This window comes from Dendronalium phyllosphericum CENA369 (genome assembly GCF_016056275.1).
Taxonomy (GTDB): domain Bacteria; phylum Cyanobacteriota; class Cyanobacteriia; order Cyanobacteriales; family Nostocaceae; genus Dendronalium; species Dendronalium phyllosphericum.
In genome coordinates, this window is record NZ_JAECZA010000023.1 from 53,309 (window position 1) to 77,360 (window position 24,052).

Below are 24,052 nucleotides of genomic sequence, written 5' to 3' on the forward strand. Positions count from 1 at the left end.
TTAACAGATAGTATCATTGCCATTTTAACTACGGACTTTTTTATTCTTAATACTGCTTAATATTTAACCAAGAAGTATTGAAACCGCTATCAGTGAACACTTATAGCAGATATAGAAATCCGATTTGATTTATGAAAAAATCTAAGTCTCGGACGGTGCGTTAGCCAGAGGCATAACGACCCTAAGTATATTTCAGAAATCAAATATAAGTCCTATATACACTAATCTTTTAATTCGTTTTTTTCAAGAAGGCGATCGTACCACTCAACCATTTCAAAATTTTGAGCAGAAGCAGAACCCTTACTCGCCTACCGGAAACCTCTGCATCATTTCCGCCAACGGCACAGCCACACCATCCGGCGTATACACGACCTCCCCCGACATCGCAATCACAATCCTGTTTTTCCTCGCCCACTCGAACCAAGCAACCACCTCCGACTTAGCCTGTGCGGATTCCGGTTTTCTCCCTTGCTTACAAGCCGCGACAAACACAGCTTCCGGCGACTTGATACCCTTCCATGTCCGTATCGCTTCTTTCAAATAAGCAATCGCCCCCGGCACATTATCCCAACACCGCTGAACTGTACGCTGAATCTCTGCATTGAGCCGAAACTGCGGAGTGCAAGGAATCTCTCTCAACTGTTGCAATACTTCCTGAACCTCCTGATTACTGGGTTCCACTGATTTTTCTTGTCGCTCCAAAGCGCAATCATCATCAGCAAAGTCTTCATCATAAAAATTTGACACGGCAGGGGCGGCGGAAGAACGATCCTCATGAGTATCTGCCTCGTTAGTCGAGTTATCTTGCTCTATCTCTTCAACGAAGCGAGTAATTTCGGGTAACTCTGGTTCTAGGGTTTGACAAACTCCTTCCTGGTGGCATTCCAAAATCTCGGTTTTTACTTCCTCACTTTTTTCAAGCTCAACAGCAGAGTGTTGTTGTGGCTTTGAAGCTTCTGGATGGGATCTGTGGTATTGTTCTGCACTGAGTTTGGGATGTTCAGTTTTGCCTCTGCCAAGTTCAAGCAGCTTATTCAGTACATCGAAGTTCAATTTATACTGCCATGTTCTATCTTGTCCGTTGCCTGGATTCTTCTGCTTTGAGAGAATACCCAACTCGTCAAGCAGTGCGATCGCACTTCGGATCACATGAAGACTATGCTCACCCATTAAGTCAGCGTAGATGTTTTTAAGGGGTTGGTAAATCCAAGGTGTACGGTGATTTTTCAGCTTCCACTTTGTCCAATGCCTGAAGTATTCAATCAGCTTGGCTGCACAGAAGTTTCCAGTGATATCAAGATACTCCCGGCGCAATATCACCAGGACAGAGAATTTGTCAGTCGAGGCAATGCTGCTCATATTCCACCTTCTATAATTTGTAAAAACTGACTGGCTAAAACGGCATATTTTCTTGGTCTTCTTCTGGGGCTTGTGACCAAAATTCCTTGAGCTTTTGGCGTTTTGCTGCCTGAAATTGCTGTTTATCTTCGGGCGACACTTCACCTATCAATTGCGCTACTTCATCGCGTTGCTTCTGCTTCATCTGCCCGGTGGTGACAGCAGGTAAGGCCAGTGATTCATTTTTTGTAGATGGTCTGAAGTTGCGGCGACGGAACAAAAACCGGAAGTGGCGTTTATCTTGTGGTGGTAAACTTCGCCATACTTCGGCATCCCAGCCTGGAGGGATAAAATCAGCCGATGGAGGCAACAGGTTTTGAATTTGGGATTGGAGGACTGCGATCGCTCGACCTTGTTCTTCAATGACCTTGTTGTGCTGTTCAATCTTCTCCAGCAGTTGTGACAATAACTCTTGAGATTGCGAAGCTAACTCTGCCTCACGAGTCTTTAGTGCGAAGTAATTTTGTGCAGCGGCTATTTCGGGCTTGCGGGGATCGCCGTTCATCGCCACCAAATAACAGGCGTGTCGTGATAGTTTATAATCTTTCAGCACTTCTCGAAATGCCTGGGAGTTCCCAATTTGCGCCATTTGGACGACATCGACTAGATGGTGGAATGGATCTATGCCAGAATTTTTAGCACTGATTTTCGCTCTTTCAACGGTGTCCTTAATTCGTTTCCAAGTTTGATAGCCCAGTAATGTTAACAATTCGGTTGCTAACCAATACTCGTTCCCCTGTTCATCAATTTTTTTGATTTGGTCAAACGGACTATCAGTATTAGCTTGGGTTGATGTGGTTAATTTCATAATTGCTCCAATTTTTGACGCATGAAAACGTGAGCGACATTGCACTCATGCCACATTTAGTTCTTTGTGAATGTCTTGGCAGGCTTTTAGCTGTTAACCTTGCCAAAATCGCAATTCATCTCTTGAGTACCTGTCAGTCTTTTTTGAGCGTTCTTTCCAGCAATCCCAAGCCACTATCACCTCATCCCCCAAATCCTCTACAACTTCTCCTCTTTCGATATACAAAGTGCGGTAAGGATCGGCATGGGCAACGATGCTCCCAATACCAATGGTGGGAGGCTGAGTGGATGCAATTTCTAGAGATTTGATTAATTCTGTCTCTTGTGTGGTCAATTCTGCCCAGTAGTCTTGTTTGATTACCTCGTACTGTTGGGCAACCGTCAAGTAATCTTGCCAATTACACCCAGGTTTGGATAACACAGCCCGAATATCACTCACTGCTTGGGGTAGCAGTTGCAATTGTTCGGCTCTTTTTGCGATCGCGCTTTGGTTTGGCTCACTGCCCAGAATCAGAGCCGCAGCTTGGAGTGCTTGAGTGTTGTTCATAGCAGAAGCCAGATTACTTAAAGCTATGCCCATCAGTCGTAGGCACTCCTGAGCATTTTCTTTTGGCGATTCAAGGGCAAGCGCTCGCAGATCAATAGTTTTTTCTAGCGATCGCTTAACCTCTTTGTTTAATGCCTTGGTTGCTTGCTTGGTAAAAGTTTTCTCCCACCGTTGGGCAGAACGTTCTTGTACAGCGTTTTCTAACTCCTCAATGCGTTGTTTGAGTCGTCGGTTTTCAAGCTCCAACTGCTTTAGCCCTTCCAACTCGTCCAATTGTTGCTGCAACTGAATATTTTGCTCCTTCTGCTGTTGAAATAGTTTTTGTAAGGATTCCAATTGCTCTTGTACCTGTTGTTCGGCTTTGGCAGATGCCTCCGCCTGTAAACCAACCCTCAATTCTTGCTCCAGCCGTTCTAATTCCTGCTGGTGCTGTTGTTTGAGTTGTGCGATCGCTTCGGTGTATTCTTTGGGGTAAGTTCGCTCGGTGGAGAATGGAACGCTTAGGGCATCTAAATCAGCATTATTGACAAGTTCCTTACTACCATCATCGAAAGTTACAATCTGCTGCCAGTAGTTCGGGGGGTCTGCTTCTATGGTTCCTGATTCTCCATGCCTGTGATGAGTTGGTGAGGTGACTGTGACTTTGGGGGAAGGGGGAACCAATGGTTCCTGAACTTTCTTGCGTGGTAGACGAGGAACCACCTTGTTAGCGGCAGCTGCAAAGTCTGATTCGCTTGGACAGGGGTTTTCAGAGAGTGCGAACGCTACAGCTTGTTTGAGTCTTTCTGGTTCCTTGACTAATCGCAGTAGTGAACGGGCTTGACGCTCGTTTTTGATGTGTTCGCCCAATTCATCAGCTGCATCAATAACTTTCTTGGCTCCCAACAGTTGATTGATTCTGCGGTAGCCACCCCAGGTGGATAACTCAGCTTGGCAGTAGTCTTCAAACTTTTTGTAACCAGCTTCACGGTAAAGCTGTTTTTCCCTCATCTGCAAAATCTCATCGACAGCCTGCCATTCAAAGCGGTCAATGGCTGTAAAGGTTTCTTTGATGCTGCTATTGACGACATCATAACGGGAAGCTGATGTTGTTTCGCGGTCTAGTGTCAGCATGGCATTTTAGGGATGAAGACAAGCAAATACTTGTCTTTGTCTTGTTTACCTTGCACTTCAAGTGCGGATAGCAAATGTTATTCGCATTCGGGCGATTGCCTAAAAAATTAAGTAGCCGCAGATTTGCTGGCTACTTAAAATCTAACACCGAGCTAGACTAAAATCAAGAAATTTATCTAGAATATTAGCAGACCTTAAAAACGCTTCACCCCCTGTCAAGAGGGGGTGAAGTTTTCATTATTTGAACCAAGTTTTCGATTTGAGATGACATGGCTTTTAACTGGCTTTTAAGTTGCTCATTCTCTCTTGCCAGCCCGGCTGTAACTCCCCCACGACTTTCTTCAAAGCTTCTACATCCTCAACTAGCTTGACTATATCCACTACATTGCTTTGGACGATCATCTCGCCAATATAATTTCTCATGTGGTTTTCGATGTCTTCTGTAATCGATACACCATCTTCCTTCAATTTTGTTTTGTACTTCTCGTATAACTCGGCATCTATCTTGATACCTAGCTGGGCAGTTCGCCCTTGCGTCTCTGGCTTTTTGTTTGCAGGCATATTTTTCTGTTGGTCTTTATCAAAAATATACTCTTTATCCAGACTAATAGCTGTAAAGCTTATTGTAAGCCAACTTAACAATCTAGATTTTTATCTTGACTAAATCTAGATTATTTGCTAGATTATATCTAGAAACAAAAAGACGACCGCCCTCGCCTGACAAACTTGTGCGATCGCCTTTTGTCCCTAAAAAGGTGAACTCTATTATGAACCACTTCACATATTCAAAGCAAGCATCCAAAAACTGCAACTGCAACACAATAGACGAACAAGACTTAGCCCAAGCCGAACTCGCGCAATACATCAACCAGCAAGCGCAAGCTGTAGCCCCAACCACAGACCCGTTAACATCTAGTGACCGTCGCATTATTGGCGAGATTATCGAAGTAGACCCCGAATCCATCCATACTATCTGGATTGAAGCCGGAATCACAGTATGGGTGCAATTTGTTGACAGTGGAAGATTACCGTTCGACCGGAACTGGTTCGCTACACGAGTGCAAGAAGTGAAAGCGACTCTACCTGAAACACCACGTGAACGCAACGAACGCCTCAGCGCAGAACTAGAACAAGCTTGCATCAAATTTGGTTTGACACACGGACAGATTGACTGGCTTTCCTTTAGCACGACTCTATACCTGAATCGCTTATGTATTGGCTTCATCGGGTACAACAGAGCAAATCAGTGGTACAGCCGACGCAATCAACTGGGGGGCAGTCGTACAGCTGAGAGTGTTGATGCTGCGATCGCATCACTCGGAGTCAGGCAACCTGTCGCTGCGTAGTCCCGAATGTAGAAAAGGCGATCGCACTTTTCTTGGTGTGCGATCGCCTCTACAACGAAAACTACAAGAGAATCATGGCACACATTACAAAAACTATGCCTTTCCTTCAAGATCCCGATTGGGGCGAATGCTGCGAAAAGATACTGCTGCCGCCAACCGATCCCAATGCAGAAGTCATCGATATTCCTGGTTACACGCTGGTCTACTGCAATGGGGCTTGTCCCAAAAATTACCGTGTCTACAAAGCTGATTCAATGATTGGTTTGGTGTTTCAGCATCTCACGCATTGGTCAAACGAGGTGGACGAGATTCGATACGCTCAACCATTGAGTGCAGCAATGGCATTGGATGATTTTTGTAAAGCTGCAAGTATGACTAAAGCAGCTGACAAAAGCATTGCAGCGTAATTAAAACTTTCAACTTCAACAAATAATTATTCACTAATTAAAGAAATGGAACCAACAATCTCAATTCCCAAAGGTTGGCAGTACCCTCGATTTGGCTTTGGACAACGTACAGAACGAGGCGCGATTATCGGACTCAAGTATTATGCTAAAGACACATATCTGGCCGATGAGTATGGTGCGGGATGGCGTTACATTTTACTTGCTAATAAGCATACTGAAGACGAAGAACACCGTGCAGAAGACGAAATCAGATTGCTAACACCACAGGAATTAAAGACACAAATAGAAATCCAAATCAGCAACCATCTGTACCAGATCCAATCGCTGAAACAAGAATTAGATGCTATGACTGCAAGTGTTGTAATACCTCGCTCTAGTGCTGAAACAAAATTACAAGACCAGACGCAGCAACCATATTCACTACCATTACCACCTCTGCATCAATTAGTTGATGCTGCCAAATTCATCATTAAAGAGATTGCCAAACACCCCGATTATCTGGCACTTGATTATCAGCCCGACCTCACAATTGGCGATGCTCAGACTGCGCTTTCTTATCTGCAATTGGAACTGGAAACTAATCAACAGACTGACACTACATCAAATATTTCTGTTCAAAGCTAAAGCAATCTCTATTCATATCATAAATAGCTGATTCTGAGACTATCCAGTATCAACGCAATTTTCAACAAAAACAAGGCAACTATGGAAACAATCAAAATCAACAACAGCGTCTTTCTCATTCCACCTAGCCAACCCAAATTACAAGCCAATTGCGCTAAGGAGTACGGGCAGTTTCTTCTTGATTGTCCTCCAAAACTAACAATTCTAGAAGCCCAACAAGGGGGATATCTCAAAGGTAACAAGGCTGACTTTGCAATTGCAATTTCACGCCCAGACCGTTTACTTACCATCAATGAAAACTTCACCAACGAGCCATTCACCGAACTTTGGGTAATTCCGGTAGCAGGTGAGTTAAAAAACCAGTTTAAAGGGCCAGCTTCCATGCTGCTTTCGTTTCTGATGCACCGCCGGAGTAAAGATTCCTTTGCTGGGTTGTACAACCATTTCGCCCACAGAGCTTTTCAGCAATGGTGCGAGGAAGGGATGCCGGGAGATGCCAAGGAGTTTTGCTACGGTGCGATCGCTAGTGTACTGAAAAACTACATCTTCTGCGCCGAGTTTCAGAAGGTGGAGGGTGCGCTGGGTACTTATTGGTTTATTCAGTGGTCGTATCGAAACCCACAATCTGATTTTGAGAAGGACGCGCTGGAAGCGGCAGAAATTATTAGGTCTGGTGCGGAGTCTGGGGCGACACTGCATTGGGTGAGAAACGAGACATATGAAAGATGGGCTGACAATGCCATTGCAGCAGCACCAGCACTACCAGCAGTTTCGGAAGCAGAGGCAAGAGCATCGTTACAGCCGCAAAATCAGCAAGTTCTACCGCAAAGTAAGAGACGGTAACACAAACTCGTTAATTCATGGGGTTTTCCGTTGCTGATGTGAAAACCCCGTTCTCAGAACGAGACGAGGTAATTAGAGGTAGTCATATTTGCACCTTTTTACTGTAAAGCAAATCACAGCTTAAAACATGTCTGCCAAAATACAAGACACACTAATTATTCCTAGGTATTCAATGATACTTCGGTTCCTAAATAAATATAAAACACATGAAACGACTAACAGGTTTTACCCCTATTGCTGCATTACCAGAATCTACTGTGGCTTCTGCCAAACAACGATTACTGGTAACAATCGATTGGCTACAAGATGAAGGTGCAGCAAGTGAAACTAATCTCAATCTTTTAATAGCGATTGCACAATCAATTCTTTGGTCTGAAGAATCGTACACCAAATTTTTGCAGTGTGGTTTTGATGCGGCAATCGAGTTGTTCGATATCAGTTCTCAGAATTGGGATTTTGAGCAAGCAATGGTATCACGCCACAATCCCAGAAATTGGGATGAATACAAGCGATTAGAACAAGCACGGGCGGTAAAAGCATAAGCAATCAGTATTAAATATTAGGGATTTAATTATGGGTATTAAATAGGATGACAATGAATTAGCAACCCTCGACGAAATGGCCGAGATGTACACTCCAAAACAAATAGCTTTTCGCCTCAAAAGACGCGGTTATCATCGCACAGCATCAGCAGTTGGGAGAAAATTGTATTCTTTGGGGTATTCTACTCGCCCAGTTCTTGATAATTACAGTTGTCGTGAAATTGCAAAAAACCTTTGTGTACCTTTAACCACTGTTGTTTACTGGGTAAGGCAAGGATGGTTGAAAGCGAAAAAGCCTTGTTTCAATTGTTATCAAATCAAAAATCGGGATTTAAAACAGTTTTTCAATAATCCACCACAGCCAATTAGACATCGGATTGCAGACTTAGATGCGCAAGTGGTTCAGTATTTGGTGGGGTAATCGACTGTGAAAGTAAAATAAAATTATCCTCCGCCTAAACCCTATCATGCTGCTAAGAGAACTTGAACAACAACTGCTTCAACTTGACCACAATGAGAAACTGTATATTATCCAACTCCTAGCCCAAAGCCTCACAATACAAGATACTCAGAAAGAACAACCAACCAAACTTTCCCAATTCTTTTGTCAATCCCCCTTGGCTGAAGTGGGTGAAGAACTTGACCTGAGTAGAGATCGCAGCCAGATGGCCCACCATAACCTAATTTGCCAAAATCATTTTTTCCTTGTACTCCAGGGTTTGGTAAAGTTTTAGTTGAGGCAATTTGTTCTGGTAATTGCCGAACTGTAGCAGGTATATCGTAAAGTAGCCAATGTACAAATGTGCTTCTGGGTGCATCTGGGTCATCGACAATTAATGCTAAACTTTGAGTCTCTGTTGGAAGCTCATCCCAGCTAAGACTTGGGGATATATCAGCACCATCACAGGTATATTTGGCGGGAATTAGGCTATTAGCTTCAAAGACGCTACTTTCTAATTTCATGCTTTTCCCCTCCATTGTTAATTGACTGCTGGGAGTGGAGACGAATTGGCTATCCTTGCTATCAGTAGAACTACAAGCGATCGCAGATAATCCAACTAACCCAATTATACTGAAGTTTTGAAACAGAAAGACTCGCCTGCTACCCATGATCCCGTACCAAAATCTTTGTATCAAATTTTGAAACTGTCACAACCTGTTTTATCTGCGCCGATCGCTATCAGTTCAAAAACATCATTGTCAGATTGATTTTTTGGGGAGAAATTATTTCTTGGAAGTCCCTGAAGGTGTCTCACTCAGCGGCGATCAAATCTACGCCAATCTGCTGCAAGACACCGAGTTAGTCGGAGCATGGCTGTCTTTTACGGTTGTTAAAGTTATGTATCGAGTATGCTATCAAACGGTTTAACTGTTTGCAGGCACAAATCGAATCAAACAGAAATTCAATAAAACCTCCTCACCTGTTCGGACAACCCGGCATATTATCTCCAAGCAGCAACCGTGCTAGGCTAGGTAATGCTTCACCATAGGTGGGATGGATATGAACCGATCGCTCTAACAACTGCCAGGTTGCTCCCGCCTCCATCAAATCCAGAAAAACATGCACTAATTCAGCCGTTTCGTATCCCACTAAGGTGGCTCCCAAGATTTTGTCTGTGTCGCTGTCGATTACCATGCGGTAAAACCCTAAATTATGTCCCCACTCGATCGCGCGAGCAATTTGGCTCATGGGTAATGTCACAGCACGCGCGTTGATGCCGTGCTTTTGAGCCTGTTCTAACGTCATTCCCACTCGCCCAACCTGAGGTTCTGTGTAGATAGCATAGCCAAGGACGCGATCGCTCCGCGTCCGGTTTTCTGCACACAAAATTGCCTTCAAGCGGCGATAGTCCTCCCACGACACATGGGTAAAAGCAGGCTGTTTGGCAGTATCTCCGATCGCATAGACTCCAGAACAGGTTGTGTGGAACTGGTCGTTAATTTTGATAAATCCCTGCTCGTCTAGCTCAATTCCACTCTTAGCTGCATTTAATGCACCTGTATTTGGTTTGCGTCCAATCACAACCAGCAACGCCTCTGCCTGGAGTTGCTCACCATTGCTTAATGTCAGCTTAAACACATCATTCTCATGTGCCACCTGATTTACATTCACCCCAAAGTGAAGCTCAATCCCATCCTGCTGTAATGCTTCTGCTAAGACCTCGCTGACATCAGCCTCTTCCCGATCGAGGACGCGATCGCCCCGCACAATTAAGTGGGTCTGACTGCCCAAACGCGCCAATCCCTGTCCTAGTTCTAATCCAATATAGCCAGCTCCAATTACCAGTAACCGGGGTGGTAATGCTTTTAAGTCAAAGAAGTTGCGGTTGGTCAAGTAGGGAGTCCCTGCAAGACCCGCAATATCAGGAATCAGCGATGACGTGCCAGTGTTAACGATAACTATTGGAGCCTGAACGGTGACATCATCTCCTCTAACGGTACGTTCGCCAACAAAAGAAGCTTCAGCGCAAACGATTTTGACACCTGCATCATCCAATCGCTTTTGAATACCCTGGTTAAAGCTGTTACGAATTTCCCGTACTCGCTCCATGACGGCGGGAAAATCAACCTTAATTTCCGTCTGTACGCCTAATTTCTTTGCCTGACGGGCACGCCCCGCTGCATGAGCTGCTGCCAAGAATGCTTTGGAAGGAGTGCAACCATAATTGATGCAACTACCGCCCAAAGCATCCCGCTCAAACAAGACTACCTTGCGCCCTTGTTTGGCAAAATCAACTGCCAGTGGAATGCCTCCTTGACCGCTCCCAATCACAATCACATCTGCTGTTTCCATCAGTGCTGGACTCCTTGAGGATAGTTTGCTTTCATAACATTCTCATACTCCAGATTGAAGATTTTTACGCATTATTGTAAGATTAATTTTTAGGATAATTTATTTCTTGGAAGTCCCCAGGACAGACTGATGGTAACTGGTGGTTCACACGCGCATCCGATGCTCATCAACAGCAAATCTTATGTGACTCGGCATCAGACGCAATTTGGTGGATTTTAAGGGCAGATTTTCCTGGCTGTATCGATACTCTTGATGAATACTTGCAGTACCATCCGCTTGAGCAAATGGCTTCTGTTGAATTGCGACAATTGCTTGAGAGCGCGGAGTTAGTAACAGCATAAGTTAGAATTCCGAACTCAGGAGTCAGAATTGGTGTATTTTTTTGACTCCTGAATTCTTTTTCAGTCATTAGTTAAAAATGTCTGAATGAGTCAGGTTCATCCAGGCGTTCAAAAATTAGACATTTCATCGAGCTAGATTACAGCACATATCACCATTACCACAAGCTAAGAAGCGCTAACACTATCGTTGTTGTCCAGGGTAAAAAAGATAGGGCTTTGTCCAAAATCTTGCTACCCATGCTAAAGGTATGGCAAAACTAGTGTTACTTATTGGGTGAAGCAAGGTTGGCTAAAAGCCAAAAAACGTTGTTCATCTTGTTATCAAGTTAGAAGCCGAGATTTGAAGCAGTTTTTCAAGAACCCTCCGCAGTCAATTAGGCATCGGATTGCAGCGATAGATCCGCAAGTTGTTCGGTATTTGGTGGGATAATCAAAAACTTGTATTAATTGGACAATACACTTAATTTCACATTATCAAAGGTCATAAATACCAAAGTTGTTCCAGCCGTCCCCCGATAGCCTCCTTGAGCATTGCACAACTTGCAAGCAAGAGCAGTCAGTTCCCAAGCTTGGGTTTATGAGCAGTTTAATTTGCGAGTTGTCAGACACTCAATGTTATTGATTTGGCCATACTCCCGAACTTTCCAGGCACGATCTTGTAGGGATAGAACGACTGATGGATGATCCCAAGCCCATAGCCAGGTATTGTCTAGAGTATTGTAAGTACCGATAATCTGCACGCTACAGGTGGCGGTAATGCCATCAGGACGAGTAAAAATAATTGTTCCTGTGTCTCGATCGACATTCCAACTACACTCGCCCAATCGCCATGCCCCATCATGGGCTTGGGTTTTGAGCCGTAGTTCTTCCATACTCTGCTCAAGTAGGATTTGGAAGTCGGGTAAATCAACTGCCATACAATCACCTCCAGGCCTATTATCGGTTATGTTGCGTATCTTGGAAGATTTAAATGTGCCATACTCACCGCCCTAAAGGGTCGGTGAGTATGGCAAGATAATGCAAATAACCTAGCAAAGACCGTCAACCAATAGAAAGGAGACAAAAAGATGAGTACGCTCGAAGCCAAAGACGGCACGCAGATTTATTATAAGGACTGGGGCACAGGACAACCTGTTGTTTTCAGTCACGGCTGGCCGCTCAATGCTGATGCTTGGGACGAGCAGTTAGTCTTTCTGGCAGACAACGGCTATCGTGCCATTGCTCATGACCGTCGCGGACATGGACGCTCAAGCCAACCCTGGGGTGGCAATGATATGGATACCTATGCGGATGACATAGCGATGCTGATTGAGACGCTCGACTTAACAGATGTGGTATTGGTTGGTCACTCAACTGGCGGCGGCGAAGTCACCCGTTATATCGGTCGTTACGGCACAAATCGCGTTGCCAAAGTTGTACTGGTGGGCGCAGTACCACCGCTGATGCTGAAGACCGAAGCTAATCCTGGCGGGTTGCCGCTCGATGTCTTTGATAACATCCGTGCGGGTGTTGCTAACGACCGCTCTCAGTTCTACAAAGACCTTAGTCAGCCATTTTATGGTGCTAACAGACCGGGTAATAGTGTCTCGCTTGGTCTTTTTGAGCAGTTCTGGCTTTGGAGTATGCAGGTCGGTCTTAAGGCCGCGCTTGACTGCATCAAGGCGTTTTCAGAAACAGACTTCACCGAGGATCTTAAAAAGTTCGACATCCCAACGCTGATAATTCACGGCGACGATGACCAAATTGTGCCTTTAGCTAACTCAGCTTTACTTTCCTCAAAGCTTGTCAAGGATTCTACTCTCAAGGTCTATCCAGACGCAAGTCACGGACTGACTAGCACACATCGGGATCAATTTAATACTGACCTGCTGGCGTTCCTCAAAACCTGAGAAGATTTACGAGATGGAATTTTTCAAGTGGCTGAACAATTATTAATAAACTAATCTATCTCTGTGAGAGAAAGAATTGTCAATTTGCCAAGAAAAACTAGAGCATGATAGACCACGACCGCTTGTTCAAAGAATTATTATCTACTTTCTTCGTGGAGTTTTTAGATTTATTTCTCCCACAAGTAGTTAGTCAAATAGACCGTGATTCAATTCAGTTTTTACCGCAAGAAGTGTTTACAGATGTTACCTCTGGAGAAAAGAAGGAAATTGATTTACTGGCTCAAGTGCGTTACCAAGGGCAAGAAACTTGTTTTCTAATCCATGTTGAGAATCAATCTTATACTGAAACAGCGTTTGCCAAACGGATGTTTAAATATTTTGCTCGGCTCCATGAGAAATATGATTTACCAATTTATCCAGTTGTAGTGTTTTCTTTTGACGAACCACTGCGCCCTGAACCTCAAATTTATCGCGTAACTTTTCCTGATTTAAATGTATTAGAATTTCGGTTTGCAGCTATTCAATTAAATCGCTTAAGTTGGCGGGATTTCCTCAACCAGCCAAATCCAGTAGCAGCAGCATTGATGTCGAAGATGAATATTAAGGAGCCAGAACGTCCACGGGTAAAGGCAGAATGTCTGCGATTGCTGGCAACATTAAGATTAGATCCAGCCCGAATGCAATTGATTTCTGGGTTTGTGGATACTTATTTGCGTCTGGATGCAGTTGAAGAGCAAGCTTTTCAAGCAACAATCAGTACAATGGGGTTAACACAGCAGGAGGAAATCATGGAAATCGTTACTAGTTGGGGAGAAAAAGCTGCCCAAAAAACAAGACAAGAGATTGCATTGAATCTACTACGTGAGGGTATGACAACTGAGGCAATTGTCCGTGTAACAGGGTTAACTCAAGAGCAAGTCCAGCAGTTACAGGCACAGCTAACTCAAGAGAATTAATGCGTCTGGGACAATACACATAGCCGGGTCAGGAATTTCCTCATTAAGAAGATAAATACTGCCCAATCGATGGTTGTTGACGACGCAGAGCAGTCATTGCTTGCATCTGTATTTGACGAACTCGCTCTCGACTGACATTGAGCTTCTCTCCAATCTGAGCCAAGCTTCGTTCTTGATTATCCAACAGTCCAAAGCGTAAGATTAATACTTCGCGCTGCATAGGTTTAAGTGATGCTAACAAATCACTTAGGTCTTGGCGCAACATTTCTTGAGTGATGTGTTCATTGGGCGAGATCCCCTCATCGGCTAAAAGTTCGCTCAGTTCTGTATCTTGGTTATCTCCAACTTTCAAATCTAGAGAAATTGTTCCACTAGCAACTTTGAGGTATTCTCGAATCTGGCTTGGCTGTATCTCCAATTTTTGAGCAATTTCCGTGACAGTGGCACGACGACCAAGCGTTTGAAATAACTCTCGTTGTACCTTCTTAATTTGATTGAGCTTTTCGTTAACGTGAATTGGTAGTCTAACCGTGCGAGATTTCTCGGCTATTGCTCTGGTAATCGCCTGAGTGACCCACCAATACGCGTAGGTTGATAATTTATAACCTCGGTTGGGATCAAACTTTTCTATTCCCCTTTGTAAACCAATTGCTCCTTCTTGAACCAAATCCAGAAATTCTAGATTGCGACGTTGGTATTTTTTAGCTATCGAAACCACTAGTCGCAGGTTGGCGGTAATCATCTTCTGCTTGGCTCGTTTACCTGACTCAAAGATTTGATTTACTTGGGCTTCGCTTTTATTTACAAAATTCGCTAATTCTGCTGATGTTGGTTGGCGATGCAATTGTTGACTAAGCTGCTGCTGTTGCTGCTCAAGGGCAATCATTTGCTGTACAAGTCTGCCATAAGTTATTTCTTGGTCAGATGTTAATAAAGGAAACTGACCAATTTCTTGCAAATAAATGCGTACCATGTCTGAACTTAGGCTGGACATACAACTATAGAACTTCTCTAAAATTAGACGAATTTAAAATTATAAATCAAATAGCCTCATCAAAAATATTAATCAGGGGAGGTAATCTTGTCTGGCGATCGTAGGGTTAGGAACTGTAACAAAAGATTTGTTTAGCAGTACAATTGTTCTACTATCTATTGAAGTCGCTTCATATTAAAACACACCCAAAACGCTTCTAGCTAACTGTTCTGTAAGCATTTTGATTAACTATGCATCGAAAGTAAATATTGCCAAATCGTTGTTATTTCAGGCGACCAGATACTAATTTTTCCAACCATCTCAATGCTTCGTTATAAGATTTGAATTGGCTTTCACTGGTACGAAACTCTTTAGTATGAACCATTCTTCTCCCATGAACCCACTTCGCACCGTGGTATTTATGCAACAATTCGTGATATAACACAAACTCAACTACAAACCCAGGTACTTTAGCATCATCAAGAGTCGAACTTATCACTACCCTATTTCTAGCTGACTCATAGTGACCTAATTTACGATAAGTATTAATTCGAGTCCATGCTAGACGTGGTTTAGCAAGACTGGCAGCGAAATATTCATGATTTACTCGATCAAATAACTCATCGAGATTATAAAACTTACCTTGTGGGTTTTCTGCCACTACCTCAGCAATCAAATCAAGCTCTAACAAAACATTGCTGTATTCTTCTGTACTGGCAAATGCTCTAATGATTTGTATATTCTTTTGATTCTTACCAAAAAGAGCAGATTCCACTAACGCTTGCAATACTGTATCTGGTGCATTTATAAAGCCCTCATTAATCATAATATTAGCTGTGCTGGCAGACCTTTTTCCCTGATATAGCCCAGCTAAATTAGTGATTGCAATCATTAATTGTAGTGATTGTTGTTCGTGTCTACTCAGAATATGTTTAGCAGCTGACAACAGATAGGAAGTATTTTTTAGATGGAGTTGTAGATAATATTCATCTGTCAAAAATTTCATCCATGAGTAGATTTTACGAGATTGATGAGTTAGATTTGCTGGCGTTACTTGCTGTTTAACACATATTTTTTCAATGATTGCTGTATTCGTAATTAAATTATGATGTAATTGTTTGATTTGAGTTGAATTATAATTAGGATTCGAGGCTAAATTAAAAATTTCTTTTAGGATAAGATTTTGTTGCAACTTGATGTTTCTAAGGCTAATATATTTAATATTCATTTTGATTTCAATAACAAATTTAATTTTAATTAAATACCAAAAATTATGAAAATTGAAATTACTATACAGAATAGATGATATGAAGAGTGAAAAACACTATCCAGATTCTGATAGTGGTGGATGTAGCCTTGCCCAAGTGAGAAGACGACGCAAGTTAACGACTTCGACCCGATTTAATTGCAGAACTTCCACTGTTGCTCGCTCGCAGGGACTTTTACCGTTAACCTAGGTAAAATCATCGTTCCAGCTAAAATGCTCTGACCAAAGCTGCTGACGAGGATGAAATAGCGCAACCTCTTGTTTGGTTTCTGGATCGCAATGGCTGGTTTTGGTATGCTTTTGACCATTACAGCCAACAAATAATGATGTACCCAGACGCAATTCTTTTCAGGCACGTCTTGCTAAAAACATAGAACTATCTCCTCCATGTAACTTTATTTTTCCCCCCAATGTATTTTCGTCTTTTAATTTTAACCATCCACTGCTAGAAGCCGGATCGCATTCATCGCTTCCTGACCACGTAAAATCTAACATTGAATTGCCATTATCCTTAATGCTTTCATAATCAATTTGTCCCGTGACTAAACCAAATTGAAACTCACCGAAGCGTTGTTCATTAACTTCAATATAAGAGGATGTTTGAAAAGTCCCTAATGATGTATCAAATAGTTTTATATCCCCCTAAATCCCCCTTTTTAAGGGTGGCTAGAGGAGATCAATAAGTGTCTAAAATCACAGCTAACCACTTTTCAAACAATCTCTAAGCTAGACTTTATCCAAAATTAAGAACTCAGCTTTCCCAATCCAGCAAAATCCTGGTTTTTTGGCAAATACTTTTTCCATCTTACTGATTTACCATCAAGTACAAAAACTAGGACTACTGCCTTGCAATGGTTTCAGCGTCGAGTTTTGGGTTTCGTAAAAATGGATAAAGTCGAGCTAAGCCTGAACTTCCATATTAAAGTAAGATTCATCCCACATTGACATTTCATAAATATGCCAAAATTCAGCAAGTTTCATAATTTTATAGCTCTTGGTTTCTGAAAATAAAATATTTTATGAGTCTCTTTCTATTTTGGAATTACTCTTGATTAGTAATGTTAATTATTTAAAAACTGTCGCTTTTTCAATAATAAACCATTCATGATAAAGAATTGCTAAAAAAAATTCTTCATCTAGTGGGCGATCGCACACTGCCATAAATCCCGAAAAAAATGGATCGTCTTCATAGGTAGTATCGGACAGGAACAGCGTTGCAGAATTGTTATCCGCACTCCAGATACAACGTATTATACTGATATTCGGGTGATGTGATTTATCTACAGGTAATAATACTGGATATCCTTCTACTTCAATAAACTCTGGCTCAGAATATCTGAAAACCGATTCCCAATCTTCTGGGCCTTCGTGTTTTTCGATAATTCTGTCCCACCTAACAGACTTAGTTTTTTCTAGAGTTTCTGTTGATAAATCTGATAATTTCATCATCACCTCGCCGTTTTTTGAAGCAATCTTTCAATCTTTGTGCTAGATATTGAAGTTCAGACAGTAAATTCTACCCTTACTTTAGCTGACAGACTTTCACGATCGGGATGTTTCACGGAAATCATTCAATGACGCATGACGTAAGCGGTTGTTTGTGCCAAGGAGCGTAAGCACTGCTGCTGTGCTGGCGGCGGTGATTGAAATTCTTGGGTGATAAGAGCAAAGCGATGTAGTTTTTACCCGTCGCTTTATTTTTCTGAAATTCTGGTGTGTAGATAAAAGCTTTGAGCAAGCCTTGCGTGTCATTTCTCTTGACACCCTTTTAGAGACTTAATTATAAATAAAATTACTTAGGAAAAGCGAAATTATGATTAGAATTGTCTTTTGGAATGTAATTTTGGGATTTTTAGCTGTACTAATTGCCATACTTGTTTCAGGTACAATCCAGACTTGGGCAGCAAACCCCAATTTAAACGGTGACTCACACCCCACACGATTCAAGCTGAATGAATGCATTGCAGATGTCAAAGAAGTCACAGCTTGGAACGATAAACAAACATTGGACGCAGCTCGTAAGATTTGTGAGAGCCGCCAGTCACACGCCAAACAAAAGGCGCGGTTTTTAGCATCTTTGAAGAAACTACAAGAGCAATATCAAAATTTTACAAATCATGGATTTGACAATCCCAATGTACCCGTGCTGTATAGTCAAGGTCAAACTCATATCTGTGTAAAACAATTGGGTTTGGGAGAAAATGATTTCTAAAACAACTATCGAAAAGTAAAGACTATGCCAGACTTTAGTAGTGAACCGATAGCTAAATTAAAAAATTCTCAAGAAATCTTTCATTCTGGTGACTTGACCTTGAGAATATCAGGAGAAGTAGTACCTGTAGTAGATGTGCATCTGGGACAACAGCAATCGATTTACTTTGAGCATCATATTTTACTGTGGAAACATCCGAATGTTCGTCTCGGTATTAAAGGCTTAAAAGGTGCAGCCAAGCGTTTCTTTGCCGGACTGCAAATTTTTATTAGTGAAGCACATGGTTCGGGGAATATTGCTTTCTCTCGTGAGGCTCCAGGACAGATTGTGGTGCTGCAATTAGAGCGTGGACAGACAGTGGACGTGCGCGAACATCAGTTTTTATTAGCTACCAGTAATATTGAGTACAGTTTCTTTTTCCAGCGAGGGCTGGCAAACCTCTTTTTTAGTCGCAGTGGTGGTTTATTTATTGACCGCTTCATTGGTCAGCAACTTGGAGGACTGCTTTTAATCCACGGTTACGGTAATGTCTTTGAAAAGTACCTTGCTCCTGGGGAAGTACTGGATGTAGAGCCAGGAGCATGGTTATGGAAAGACTCATCAGTGAAGATGGAGACAGTAACGGCGCTACAATCTAGTGGCGGCATCCTCGGAGCAATTGGAGTAATGCTTGGCGGTATTTCATTCACTCTTAACCGTTTTACTGGCCCTGGTCGTTTGGGGTTACAGTCTATGACTTACCACCCACCAGCACCAGAAGGAGCAGCTCAAGTCGGTGGCAGTAGTAATTTGAGTTAAAGTGGCAGAGAATTGCACATCATGATTGTGATGGTCGCTTTTCGTTGCGCCGTAGGCATCGCACTTTACACGGTGTTGAACTAAGTCAGTGAGTCACTCCACTGACTCGTCTCCAAAACCAGACAGTTGAGCGATCGCAGATAATAGAGTATGCCAAAAAAGCACATAGTTAAACTGACACAAGAACAACACCAACAATTACTTGAAATAGTGAACAAAGGAAAAGCAACGGCGCGAATGATTCGTCGGGCGCACACTTTACTATGGCTCATACGCCCTAGTGGTCTGAGTTCTGCCATATCCTCTTATCGCATCTATGCAAGTATTAATTGGTAGAGGATTTGCTTGGTCATAGATTATATAACAGGTCTTACTCTAATTAACGATCTGGAGTTCGCCATTGTCGTCCATCACGACTGAGCAAATCATCTGCGGCTTGCGGTCCCCACATTCCTGCCGTGTAGTTCGGAAAGTTTGGTGGTGGCACGGTTTGCCAATGCTCGAGAATCGGATTCACCACCTGCCAGCCCAGTTCCACATTGTCGGCACGCTGAAACAAAGTTGCGTCTCCGATCATGCAGTCGTACAGCAAGGTTTCGTATCCGGTGCTTGTAGTGCTGCCAAAGTAGTCGGCATAGCAAAAATCCATCTCCACGGCTCCCATGCGGATGGTTGGGCCAGGAATTTTTGCCCCGAATTGCAGCCAGATGCCCTCATTCGGCTGAATGCGAATCACCAACAAATTTGGAGTGAGTTGCTCAAGCGGCGTTTGATGAAACAATAGCGATGGAACTTGCTTAAACTGAATAGCAATCTCTGTGACTCGCTTAGGTAAGCGTTTTCCAGTTCGCAGGTAAAACGGCACATCTGCCCAGCGCCAGTTATCGATGGTTAATTTCAGTGCGGCAAAGGTTTCTGTTGTCGAGTCTTGTGCAACTCGTGGCTCACAACGGTAGGCAACAACTTGAGTATTGTTGAGGTTGCCCTCGCCATACTGACCGCGAATTACCGATTGTGCATCGAGCGGTTGAATGGATCTGAGCAGCTTCGATTTCTCATCACGCACTGCATCCGCCTCAAACGAAGTCGGTGGCTCCATTGCCATCATTGCTAAGAGTTGGAACAAATGGTTTTGCACCATGTCCCGCACTGCACCTGTTTTTTCGTAAAAGTTGCCCCTGCTTTCAACACCCACGGTTTCAGCAACTGTAATTTGAACGCAATCGATATTGTTGCGATTCCAAATCGGTTCAAACAAACCATTTCCGAACCGAAACACCAAAATATTCTGCACCGTTTCTTTACCCAAGTAGTGATCGATACGGTAGATTTGGCGTTCAGTCAGGACACTGCCCAGCGTTTTATTCAAAGCACGAGCTGAATCTAAGTCATGTCCAAACGGTTTTTCGACGATTACCCGTCGCCAGTGCCCGTTGTCTTCTTGAGTTAGTTTAGCCGCACCGAGTTGAGTCGCAATGTCACAAAAGAAATTAGCGCCAGTGGCTAAATAAAACAAATAGTTGCCACCAGTTCCGCAGTCTTGGTCAACCTGCACCAACAGTTGCTGCAATTTTTGATAAGTCTTGGCATCTTGAAACTCGCCAGCTAGATAATATAAGCGTTGCTCCAGCGTTCGCCAAAGCCCGTCGTCTACGCTGACAGTGGCAAACTCATGAATCTCTTGTCGAAGTTTGCTGCGGAAGTCGTCTTGTCCCAGTTGAGTGTGTGCGACTCCAATGATGGCGAAGTTCTGCGCTAACAGCTTGACCTGCGCCAGATTGTATATTGCAGGCATCAACAAGCGTTTAGTCAAATCTCCCGCCGCGCCAAAAATCACGAGTACGCACGGGTCAGCCGCACGCGCTGAAGTTTGGTTGGGATTGGGTATAGTCGCTGCGGTCATGATTTTATCTCCTAAATAAGTTGCTGCAATCAAACCAGACTTTGTGAATAAAAGTATTGCCTTGATTAATGGTCAGTACTGGCGGCCCGGCATTGGCGCGAAACTGCATAATTTACTCAAACTGTTGTTACTGATTTATAAGCAGTTGCCTTTACTTAATCTAAGATTCAAAACATAATTAGCGCAAATTACAATGCTGCGTGCGATCGCTTTTCAACAATGGTGGGTTTGAGGTGAGGGACTTCCAAAAATTAATCTCCCTTTGCGGCTTGAGTGTTTTTGAGTGGCTGTATATCAGCTAGATTTGCAAGGCCCCAAGGCTTATGGTTGTTGAACCTAGCGATATCTAGCAGTTCCATTGAGTATGAAAGTTTCATAAGATTGAAATTGTCCAAATATAGGTCTTCTGATTAATCCTGATGTTTTTTCGGTGGTCAGAACCGCCTGAGTTTGGACAGCAGTTTCTCCATCACCGATAGGTAGGTTAATAGTGGGTAATAAAAAGCTGAATTTAACTATATTTCCTCCAACATTAGGGTTTGGTTTGCTGAGAATGACTGTAACAAGTGTGCCAATATCAGTGGTTAATCTACTAATGTCATCGCCATTGAAACGGACAAAAGTCTTTTGAGTTCTGTAATTAAGCTGTGGAACGTCGTTGAGGATAGAATATTTAATCTGAGTACCTTTGCCTTTGAGTTCAAACTCATTCGGTCGTTGCACAACAATTGCTTGTGCTTTTTCTGTAGATTTAGGTCTTAAAAAAGATATAAATGATGTTGTGGTTAATCCAGTCATAAAGGTGAGAGCAGTTTGAAGAATTTGACGGCGCTTAGGACTGTTGGAGATATTTTCTAATTTAGATTCCATGATTGAGAAATTTCCCAATTGTATAAATCTTTTCTACAATTATCTCAGTAAATCACAGGCAAAAAGTCACAAATCATTAAACCTTGCTTAACACTAAATTTTTCTAATTTTCGACTTCTACCCTGATTATGTCTCCTAGCGTTTCTCTTCGGTTTGAATTGCCTGAATTTTTACCACATTTACTTTGTTTAATTACTGCTTTCTCTGTGTGCCAGTTTTGGGAGATCCAAAAAATAACACCAAGAGCCATCGAGGCGCGCCCTTCTCCCAAGGGGAGATGCTCCGCGAACGGGACGAAAGCACTTAAATATCTCGGTTTTGTCAAAAATATTATTGATACGGCTGTTGGTTTTATTCCGCTCTTGTGCCTAACCAGAAAGCTCAAATCACAAAGCTCCTTTGCTACAGCAGTGAAGGTAAACCTTCTCAACCCCGGCCCTTATCTGTTTTGGTTTACCGTCGGCGGGAACTACATCATTCGCGGCTCTACCGCCGAGAGCCTTGTCTTCGTAGTCACGGCTCTCGGAACACTAATCATTTCTAAGGTTGCTGTTGCGGTTCTTGCCGTACGCTTCTTCCTGTCCTTGGAGAGTCACGGCTACCTCCTAACGATGAAGTTCTTTGCTGGCACATTGGTCTGGTTTGGACTCGTGTCCATTGTTGTGATTTTACCCCCCACGTGACCAAATTTTGAACCATAGCGTGACCAAAGATTAACGGAATTTCAAGGTTAAGAGCCAATCCATCACCTCATGCTATAAATCAAATCATGACCGTGTGTTTTCAATGTGAACCATAATGTCACCAAAAGTTTTATTTATGCATTTTGTAAAAAAACCTTCCTTGTGACACATTCTTGAGAGCTAAAATTTGCAACATTCGGTCAAAATATGATTCAAAACGCCAACAATATGGTTCAAAAACAGTTTTAGCTACAAATTAAGCGATCAAGCGATCGCATCTGGACTCAGTTTTAAAAGCTCTGTTCGCGGCATTGCATACAAATGAACCACAAAAGCCGTATTGCTTGCTGTACTTAAATTTTGAGGTTTTACACAGACCATTTATAGCTTTGAACTATATGTTGTCCTATGGGGTTATGAAGTATGTCGTGACCGTTTGGTCAAGACATGGTTCAAATCACAATTGTCAGGGCGGTTGAACTTGCCCTCCACCATACCCGCGATTTCTAACTCTTCGTTGCAGCGGACAGCCAAAAAGCAAATAATCCCAAACTCCTATTTTTCGGTTTATTTAAGCTTATTTGCTAACTGGAATCATTCGATGGCGATTGGGAGTAATAGAGCCGTCCCCGTCTTTGATTAATGATGGATTACGACTTAAGCAGTATGCAGATTTAAGATAGCCTGACTCTCGTTCCATTAGGGGTAGATTATACTTTTTTAACACGCTTTGAATCTGCTTAAATGCTGTTGGTAACTGGTTGAAAGGAATATCAGAAAATGTGTGATGTACTGCATGATAATCCAACCCACCCATTAACCAGCTAACCACAGAACTAGTCTGAATATTTCGACAAGCATAAAGCTGTGTTAATTGATGACTAGTAAATTTTCCCCACAGTGCATAGTGTTCTAAATGATCGCGTGTTTGCGTTATCATGCCAATTATACGCTCTAAAATTAACCAAAATAAAATATAGCGTAGTATTTCTCCTTGAAAGATTGCCAGCATTAAGAAAAAGCTGTGTACAAAAATAATACCTGTCACATCCAAAATGATTTGTCGCCGCATACCAGCAACTACATTTTGGAAGCTTACTCCTTTAATAAAGGTTTTCAGAATTAGCCCCACTCCTCCGAAAATAAAAATATCGCACAGCCACTGATGACTTATATACCAACGCACTATCGGCATTGCTTGCTCGTATTCTTGCCAAGTCCATTGCACTCGTTCTGGATCTCGCAAGTCAATGCCATTCCAAGCATGATGCAAACGGTGTATTTCTGCATAGATACTGTAGGGCCACAACATTGGCCAACCGATCAACCGAGGCATGATACTATCAAACCACTTCCAACCTGTTAAAGTTTGATGTGCCATATCATGGGTACAAATCAGCCAAAAGCTATAAAAAACTCCCGCCAGCATTGTTACAGCCACAAATAAAACATTGTTTGCTACCGACCAAGCTAGTGTGACTAAGCTCAAAAATATTAAACCTAGTATAGTAAAACGTACTAATCCGGCTTTGAGATTAACTTGGTGTAAATCAGCCGTGACTTGCTGTAATTCTTGAGCGATACCTTTTACTGTCCAAGTGCGATCGCTCATAATTTACCTCACATAAATTTGCGATCTAAGTTTTCATTAGCTTACCGTAATTAGTCTGGTATCAGGAGGGAGCAACGCTCCAAAGTGAGATAGCAGAGCTGGGGGGGCTGGGGAGGCTGGGGAGGCT

General features: G+C 42.7%; 29 protein-coding genes. 13 read left to right on the plus strand and 16 right to left on the minus strand.

Annotated elements, in window-relative coordinates; all coding sequences use genetic code 11:
- Positions 1-300: 300 nt before the first annotated feature.
- The 4 genes from I8752_RS37230 to I8752_RS08460 all read right to left on the minus strand — a co-directional run bounded on the left by I8752_RS37230 (position 301) and on the right by I8752_RS08460 (position 4,426).
- Complete coding sequence (locus I8752_RS37230; RefSeq protein WP_318780824.1) at positions 301-1,320, minus strand: hypothetical protein; 1,020 nt, start codon at positions 1,318-1,320, stop codon at positions 301-303.
- Positions 1,321-1,393: 73 nt separating this feature from the next.
- Positions 1,394-2,206 carry a BRO family protein gene (locus tag I8752_RS08450; RefSeq protein WP_214431858.1) on the minus strand — a complete coding sequence of 271 codons (813 nt, stop codon included), beginning with the start codon at positions 2,204-2,206 and terminating at the stop codon, positions 1,394-1,396.
- Between the two features lie 93 nt (positions 2,207-2,299).
- Complete coding sequence (locus tag I8752_RS08455; RefSeq protein WP_214431859.1) at positions 2,300-3,865, minus strand: hypothetical protein; 1,566 nt, start codon at positions 3,863-3,865, stop codon at positions 2,300-2,302.
- A 276-nt stretch (positions 3,866-4,141) separates the two neighbouring features.
- A complete protein-coding gene (locus I8752_RS08460; RefSeq protein WP_214431860.1) occupies positions 4,142-4,426 on the minus strand; it encodes a hypothetical protein in 285 nt (94 codons plus the stop codon).
- Between the two features lie 95 nt (positions 4,427-4,521).
- On the opposite strand from I8752_RS08460, the gene I8752_RS08465 reads away from it, so the two are divergent.
- The 6 genes from I8752_RS08465 (at position 4,522) to I8752_RS08490 (ending at position 8,048) form a co-directional block, all read left to right on the plus strand.
- Positions 4,522-5,211, plus strand: coding sequence for a hypothetical protein (locus I8752_RS08465; RefSeq protein ID WP_225895524.1), 690 nt, complete (start codon positions 4,522-4,524; stop codon positions 5,209-5,211).
- A 74-nt stretch (positions 5,212-5,285) separates the two neighbouring features.
- Positions 5,286-5,618 (plus strand): hypothetical protein, encoded by a 333-nt coding sequence (locus tag I8752_RS08470; protein ID WP_214431861.1) that lies wholly within the window; start codon positions 5,286-5,288, stop codon positions 5,616-5,618.
- A gap of 45 nt (positions 5,619-5,663) precedes the next feature.
- Positions 5,664-6,242 (plus strand): hypothetical protein, encoded by a 579-nt coding sequence (locus I8752_RS08475; RefSeq protein WP_214431862.1) that lies wholly within the window; start codon positions 5,664-5,666, stop codon positions 6,240-6,242.
- An 81-nt stretch (positions 6,243-6,323) separates the two neighbouring features.
- Complete coding sequence (locus I8752_RS08480; protein ID WP_214431863.1) at positions 6,324-7,085, plus strand: hypothetical protein; 762 nt, start codon at positions 6,324-6,326, stop codon at positions 7,083-7,085.
- 206 nt (positions 7,086-7,291) lie between these two features.
- Positions 7,292-7,627 carry a hypothetical protein gene (locus I8752_RS08485; RefSeq protein WP_214431864.1) on the plus strand — a complete coding sequence of 112 codons (336 nt, stop codon included), beginning with the start codon at positions 7,292-7,294 and terminating at the stop codon, positions 7,625-7,627.
- Between the two features lie 76 nt (positions 7,628-7,703).
- Positions 7,704-8,048, plus strand: coding sequence for a hypothetical protein (locus I8752_RS08490; protein WP_214431865.1), 345 nt, complete (start codon positions 7,704-7,706; stop codon positions 8,046-8,048).
- 131 nt (positions 8,049-8,179) lie between these two features.
- On the opposite strand, the gene I8752_RS08495 is transcribed toward I8752_RS08490, so the two are convergent.
- Entirely contained in the window at positions 8,180-8,737 is a 558-nt protein-coding gene (locus I8752_RS08495) for a YbhB/YbcL family Raf kinase inhibitor-like protein (RefSeq protein WP_214431866.1), read from the minus strand.
- 121 nt (positions 8,738-8,858) lie between these two features.
- On the opposite strand from I8752_RS08495, the gene I8752_RS08500 reads away from it, so the two are divergent.
- Positions 8,859-8,996: a hypothetical protein gene (locus I8752_RS08500; protein ID WP_214431867.1), complete on the plus strand. Its 138-nt coding sequence runs from the start codon at positions 8,859-8,861 to the stop codon at positions 8,994-8,996.
- Positions 8,997-9,044: 48 nt separating this feature from the next.
- Here the strand turns inward: I8752_RS08500 and I8752_RS08505 are convergent, their stop codons facing one another.
- The 3 genes from I8752_RS08505 to I8752_RS08515 form a co-directional block, all read right to left on the minus strand.
- A complete protein-coding gene (locus tag I8752_RS08505; protein WP_214431868.1) occupies positions 9,045-10,421 on the minus strand; it encodes a dihydrolipoyl dehydrogenase family protein in 1,377 nt (458 codons plus the stop codon).
- A 144-nt stretch (positions 10,422-10,565) separates the two neighbouring features.
- Positions 10,566-10,760, minus strand: coding sequence for a hypothetical protein (locus I8752_RS08510; protein WP_214431869.1), 195 nt, complete (start codon positions 10,758-10,760; stop codon positions 10,566-10,568).
- A gap of 577 nt (positions 10,761-11,337) precedes the next feature.
- Positions 11,338-11,679 (minus strand): DUF6882 domain-containing protein, encoded by a 342-nt coding sequence (locus I8752_RS08515; protein ID WP_214431870.1) that lies wholly within the window; start codon positions 11,677-11,679, stop codon positions 11,338-11,340.
- Between the two features lie 150 nt (positions 11,680-11,829).
- Between I8752_RS08515 and I8752_RS08520 the strand changes: the two genes are divergently transcribed.
- The gene (locus tag I8752_RS08520) at positions 11,830-12,651 is read left to right on the plus strand and encodes an alpha/beta fold hydrolase (RefSeq protein WP_214431871.1); all 822 of its coding nucleotides are present in this window, start codon (positions 11,830-11,832) and stop codon (positions 12,649-12,651) included.
- A gap of 104 nt (positions 12,652-12,755) precedes the next feature.
- Positions 12,756-13,607, plus strand: coding sequence for an Rpn family recombination-promoting nuclease/putative transposase (locus tag I8752_RS08525; RefSeq protein ID WP_214431872.1), 852 nt, complete (start codon positions 12,756-12,758; stop codon positions 13,605-13,607).
- A 43-nt stretch (positions 13,608-13,650) separates the two neighbouring features.
- Here the strand turns inward: I8752_RS08525 and I8752_RS08530 are convergent, their stop codons facing one another.
- The 5 genes from I8752_RS08530 to I8752_RS08550 form a co-directional block, all read right to left on the minus strand.
- Positions 13,651-14,601: an RpoD/SigA family RNA polymerase sigma factor gene (locus tag I8752_RS08530; protein WP_214431873.1), complete on the minus strand. Its 951-nt coding sequence runs from the start codon at positions 14,599-14,601 to the stop codon at positions 13,651-13,653.
- Between the two features lie 262 nt (positions 14,602-14,863).
- The gene (locus I8752_RS08535) at positions 14,864-15,808 is read right to left on the minus strand and encodes a M48 family peptidase (RefSeq protein WP_214431874.1); all 945 of its coding nucleotides are present in this window, start codon (positions 15,806-15,808) and stop codon (positions 14,864-14,866) included.
- 225 nt (positions 15,809-16,033) lie between these two features.
- The gene (locus tag I8752_RS08540) at positions 16,034-16,189 is read right to left on the minus strand and encodes a hypothetical protein (RefSeq protein WP_214431875.1); all 156 of its coding nucleotides are present in this window, start codon (positions 16,187-16,189) and stop codon (positions 16,034-16,036) included.
- 6 nt (positions 16,190-16,195) lie between these two features.
- Entirely contained in the window at positions 16,196-16,342 is a 147-nt protein-coding gene (locus I8752_RS08545; protein ID WP_214431876.1) for a hypothetical protein, read from the minus strand.
- 570 nt (positions 16,343-16,912) lie between these two features.
- Positions 16,913-17,296, minus strand: a complete 384-nt coding sequence (locus tag I8752_RS08550; RefSeq protein ID WP_225895525.1) for a hypothetical protein — start codon at positions 17,294-17,296, stop codon at positions 16,913-16,915.
- A 364-nt stretch (positions 17,297-17,660) separates the two neighbouring features.
- Here I8752_RS08550 and I8752_RS08555 point away from each other — a divergent pair, with 364 nt between their 5' ends.
- The 3 genes from I8752_RS08555 to I8752_RS08565 all read left to right on the plus strand — a co-directional run bounded on the left by I8752_RS08555 (position 17,661) and on the right by I8752_RS08565 (position 19,193).
- Entirely contained in the window at positions 17,661-18,059 is a 399-nt protein-coding gene (locus tag I8752_RS08555) for a hypothetical protein (protein WP_214431877.1), read from the plus strand.
- 24 nt (positions 18,060-18,083) lie between these two features.
- The gene (locus tag I8752_RS08560) at positions 18,084-18,857 is read left to right on the plus strand and encodes an AIM24 family protein (protein WP_214431878.1); all 774 of its coding nucleotides are present in this window, start codon (positions 18,084-18,086) and stop codon (positions 18,855-18,857) included.
- Between the two features lie 150 nt (positions 18,858-19,007).
- Entirely contained in the window at positions 19,008-19,193 is a 186-nt protein-coding gene (locus I8752_RS08565) for a hypothetical protein (RefSeq protein WP_214431879.1), read from the plus strand.
- 43 nt (positions 19,194-19,236) lie between these two features.
- Here the strand turns inward: I8752_RS08565 and zwf are convergent, their stop codons facing one another.
- Both zwf and I8752_RS08575 read right to left on the minus strand, forming a co-directional pair.
- On the minus strand, positions 19,237-20,760 hold the full coding sequence (gene zwf / locus I8752_RS08570; RefSeq protein ID WP_214431880.1) for a glucose-6-phosphate dehydrogenase: 1,524 nt from the start codon (positions 20,758-20,760) through the stop codon (positions 19,237-19,239).
- A 336-nt stretch (positions 20,761-21,096) separates the two neighbouring features.
- Positions 21,097-21,630, minus strand: a complete 534-nt coding sequence (locus I8752_RS08575; protein ID WP_214431881.1) for a hypothetical protein — start codon at positions 21,628-21,630, stop codon at positions 21,097-21,099.
- Between the two features lie 128 nt (positions 21,631-21,758).
- Between I8752_RS08575 and I8752_RS08580 the strand changes: the two genes are divergently transcribed.
- The gene (locus I8752_RS08580; protein ID WP_214431882.1) at positions 21,759-22,313 is read left to right on the plus strand and encodes a hypothetical protein; all 555 of its coding nucleotides are present in this window, start codon (positions 21,759-21,761) and stop codon (positions 22,311-22,313) included.
- A gap of 577 nt (positions 22,314-22,890) precedes the next feature.
- Here I8752_RS08580 and I8752_RS08585 read toward each other — a convergent pair.
- The gene (locus I8752_RS08585) at positions 22,891-23,925 is read right to left on the minus strand and encodes a fatty acid desaturase family protein (RefSeq protein ID WP_214431883.1); all 1,035 of its coding nucleotides are present in this window, start codon (positions 23,923-23,925) and stop codon (positions 22,891-22,893) included.
- Between the last annotated feature and the right edge of the window lie 127 nt (positions 23,926-24,052).